Origin of the sequence: uncultured Paraglaciecola sp. (assembly GCF_913058035.1) — a bacterium.
Lineage (GTDB): Bacteria > Pseudomonadota > Gammaproteobacteria > Enterobacterales > Alteromonadaceae > Paraglaciecola.
The window spans coordinates 1-4110 of record NZ_CAJXPA010000274.1 but is presented as its reverse complement, the minus strand read 5'-3'; the positions used below and the strand labels follow the sequence as shown (position 1 = coordinate 4110).

Sequence of the window (4110 nt, the reverse complement as noted above, 5' to 3'; positions counted from 1 at the left end):
GTATCATAGCCCCCTAACCAATATTAATTACATCACCACCCTACCTGTTAAGTTAACCTAACCTGTGTTAAAAAATGAAACTTCTGATGCGAGCACCTAATGGATATGAGTTAGTTGATGAGTTTCATCAATGAAGACTCAGTTCGGGTGGCGAATTAGGTAAATGGTTATACTGAACGCACTTTTAGGTACGTCGTTTTTCCGCCCCAGTATTGTTTGATTAAATATCATTTGTGACCGGATCGACTTATACCGACTTGAACTCGTTTAGAGCTGAGCCAGCAAATAGCCTGACTGATTCAGATCACATCAATATCAAACTCATATCTCTAGTAAAGAGAAAACATGGCAACTAATAACAAAGTGCAAAAGCTATTGGTAGAAAAGTATAATAGACATTGGCGATTTAATAATTAATAGCATGACGTTTAATCAAATGTTGGTTTTATGCTTATACTATTTGATCACTCAGCTATGAATTTAAACAGGGCAGCAGTTACAGTCGGTCTAATAAGAGAGAAACATCAACTATCTCGATGTGTTTAAAAATTAATATGATTAGTTCGATATGATTAAGAATAAAAGAATGCATCTGTCAAAAAGTAAATATTTTAATCGTGAACAATTAAGTGTTTTTTGTTGGCTAATAGGCTTTGTTTTTATTCTAATTTCAGTTGGTTACTTTGCAGAGCGTAATGCGGTTACTCAAGCCAATGCGCGCATGCAAGGAACACTTGCGTTTCAAACTGCAACTCTAAAAACAAGTCTTGAAAAATATTCAGTCCTTGCCGCCCTGATCTCCCGTCGGCCCGATATTCTGCACGCTCTTCGTATCATTAACCCTCTTGATGTTCTTCCAAGTGCCAATCAGCTTGCAGTGGATTTTATTGGAATTAGTGGCGCGAATGATATTTGGATTGTCGACAAAGAGGGTAGAATTCTGCGAACAAATCAGCCTAAAGAGAAGACAATCAATATTTCTAATGAAGACTATTTTATCAGTGCCATGCAAGGTAATTTGGGCCGTGGTAATTTTGTGACTCAATCAGGTAGTCGGCTTTATATAATAGCTTCACCCGTTTTTTATGATAATAAAATATTAGGGGTAGTTGTTGTTCGGCTCGACTTAGAAAATTTAGAGCAAGTTCTATTATTATTACCAGATCCTATTCTAATAGTTGACTCGAGTCAGCGAGTTTTGTTGTCAAGCGTTAGGCAGTGGCGTTTACACTATTTTAATTATGCGTTAGAAAATAACAGTTTTTCTAACGACAGTGCTGACAGCGTTATGAAAAGAAAGTTAGCCAGGGGGAATTCTAGTACTAGTGATTATCTGGTTGATAGCGTTTCGCGAACATCAAAAAGCAAGTTGAAGTTTAAAACAGCTCTGGGAGAAAACGAAGGTAGAGTTTTTCTGCAAGCTTCTTTGTATGTACCGTTACTTGAATGGAATGTTCATATGTTTGTTAATTATGATGCTATTCGTTCTCAGAGGAATAACGCTGTTTTTATTACCTTTCTTATATTGTCGTTAATTGCTATGTCTTTCTTTATGTGGCGAGCACATCAAAAAAGACGCTTAAAAGAGCAGCGTTCACAGCTTGCTTTTTCATTACGCCTAGAGCGTCAAGTGAGGGATAGAACGCATGAACTAAGTGCTAGCAATACGCAATTGAATATTGAAATAGAGGAGCGACGTATCGTCGAAAGAAACTTGCGAGAGGCCCAAGATGAATTTATTCAGGCAGCAAAGCTTGCTGGTATTGGCCAAATGTCTACCGCTTTAGCGCATGAATATAACCAGCCATTAACGGCTATTCGCTCGTATGCTGATAATGCCTCTATCTTCATAAAGAAAGACAAATCTGAAAACGCAATAGAAAATTTGCTGCGGATTAACATACTGGTTGATAAAATGGCAGGCCTGACTAGTACCCTTCGGCGGTTTGCACACAAGTCTACGCATGAAAACGAATATTTTTCTGTCGACTCGGTGATGGATGAGTTGATAATTTTATTATCACCACAAGCAAAAAAACAAAATGTGTCGTTACGGTTATTATCACCAGTTGAATCTATTGAGCTGAAAGGTGAGCAAGGTAAGCTATTACAGATAATAACTAATTTGGTAACTAACGCTATGGACGCAGTTGCTGGCTGTACATCGCAAAAGGTTGAAATTCAATGGTTTGTAGAAGATGCAAGCAAAACGGATTGGAACACTAGGCATGCCATTATTTTAATAAAAGACACAGGGCTGGGAATTTCGGAAAAAATTAGATCCGATATGTTTAATGCATTTTATACGACGAAGAAAACTGGTAATGGCTTGGGCTTAGGCCTTTTTATAGTATCAACCTTACTGAATGACTTTAAAGGAACAATAGAACTGAAGGACAATGGTGTCGATACGAAGGGTTACGGTACTGTGTTTGAACTACGCTTACCGTTATCTTAATTAACTAAAAATTAGCGATTGTTTTGGTTGTTCGCAACTATTGCTAAAGAAAACTGAGTAGTAATGATTAAAAATGCAAAAGTAATAATTGTAGATGATGACGAAGATTTACGTCATGCGCTGACGCAAAGCTTAGAGCTCGCAAGCTACGACGTGGATGCGTACGAAAATGGCTATGATGCGCTTAATAGTATAACGCGTAATTTATATGGTGTAATAATAACCGATATAAGAATGCCAGCCATCGATGGACTAGAGCTTTTACTAAAAGTATTAGAGATAGATCAGGCATTGCCTACAATTGTTATTACGGGTCATGGTGATATTTCAACAGCTGTCAGCGCTATGCGCAGTGGTGCTTATGATTTTATTGAAAAGCCTTTTGCGGCAGATAGATTGGTCGGCGCTGTTTCTCGTGGCTTAGAAAAGCGCCGCCTAGTGCTAGAAAACAGAACACTACGAGATGAACTTGCCAATCAAGATGGCTTAGATAAGCGTTTAGTGGGCCGCACCCCGGCAATGTTAACTTTGCGTGCTGAGACTATGGCGCTTGCTCAAACCGATGTTGATATCTTAATTTGGGGTGAAACAGGTTCAGGTAAAGAAGTCGTCACTCGCGCATTACACGAAGAGGGTTCACGCAGAGACAAGCCCTTTGTTGCATTAAATTGTGGTGCCATTCCGATTGAGATGATGGAGTCAGAATTGTTTGGTCACGAATCTGGCGCTTTTACTAGCGCAAACAAGCAGCGTGTTGGAAAGCTCGAATACGCCAATGGTGGGACCATTTTTTTAGATGAAATTGAATCCATGCCAATAGAATTGCAAGTTAAATTATTGCGAGTGATCGAGACCCGTTCTATAGAGCGTTTGGGCTCTAATAAAGTTATTAATCTCGATATCAGATTTATTGCGGCCACTAAGACAGACTTGGCACTAGCTTGTCAGCAACAACTATTTCGCGCTGATCTCTATTATCGTTTAAATGTTATTACCCTAACAGTTCCGCCACTTCGCGATCGAAAAGAAGATATCCCACTACTGCTACATCATCTAGCACGCGATGCTCGAACACGCTATCGGAAAGAAATTCCTGAATATACACCGAGTCTAATGAAGCAATTGATGGCTTATGAATGGCCGGGTAATGTACGTGAGTTACGCAATATAGCCGATCGCTGGGTGCTAGGTTTAAGTTTAGGCATGAATTTAGATGGCGCTTTAGCCAATGTATCGGATGATGAGAGCTTGTCTGAGCAAATGGCGGCTATTGAGAAACAACTGATAGTGAGTGCTTTGGAAGATAACGAAGGCAGTATTAAAAAAACCTATGAGCAACTGCAACTATCGCGAAAGTCGCTATACGAAAAAATGAAAAAATATCAAATACAGGTAACTTAACCTAGTTTTAGACGCTCATGATGTGTCGGATTGGTAACATTACTATGTTTGAATGTGTTGCTTTGGTGACAACACTATTGCATTTATTTCTGCATATCGACAACTAATAATGTAATAACAAATGAAAACAATGAGTTGTGAGTTAATTGTAACTTTGGCATGCTTTTTGCTAGATAGTACTCACAGGTGAATTTATTATTTCAAGAATTTGCCCGTGTTAAAAAATATACATTTTTATAAACCAATAATAT

General features: G+C 38.6%; 2 protein-coding genes. Both read left to right on the top strand.

Features of this window, described 5'->3' with window-relative positions; translation table 11 throughout:
- Nucleotides 1-586: 586 nt before the first annotated feature.
- Nucleotides 587-2458, top strand: coding sequence for an ATP-binding protein (locus QZ562_RS20045; RefSeq protein WP_293764260.1), 1872 nt, complete (start codon nucleotides 587-589; stop codon nucleotides 2456-2458).
- Nucleotides 2459-2521: 63 nt separating this feature from the next.
- Complete coding sequence (locus QZ562_RS20040) at nucleotides 2522-3859, top strand: sigma-54 dependent transcriptional regulator (RefSeq protein WP_293764257.1); 1338 nt, start codon at nucleotides 2522-2524, stop codon at nucleotides 3857-3859.
- Nucleotides 3860-4110 lie beyond the last annotated feature (251 nt).